Annotated in this window: 1 pseudogene; it reads left to right on the forward strand. The window is 44.4% G+C overall.

The window, feature by feature from the left end:
* Window positions 1–265, forward strand: a pseudogene (locus P8629_RS11755) (calcium/sodium antiporter); the annotation flags it as partial.
* Window positions 266–277 lie beyond the last annotated feature (12 nt).

Raw genomic sequence — 277 nt, forward strand, 5'->3', positions numbered from 1 at the left:
GGATGATCTTGCAATTGGCAATATTATTGGCTCGAACATTTTTAACATCCTCGCAGTACTTGGGCTGGGTGCTGTAATTGGCCCCGGCGCTTTGGATCTCAATGCAGGTACCCGTGATAGTTATGTGATGATCGCCGCAACGCTTGCTATGCTGCTTATGTCTATTAGAATTGGCCGCCAGCAACGTATTAATCGCCTAGAGGGTGTCTTGTTGCTATGTGGCTTTATTGGCTATCAATATATGTTATTTACTCAGTATTCGTAACAACAGGCTAAG

It is taken from the genome of Hydrogenovibrio sp. 3SP14C1, assembly GCF_029625905.1.
GTDB lineage: Bacteria > Pseudomonadota > Gammaproteobacteria > Thiomicrospirales > Thiomicrospiraceae > Hydrogenovibrio.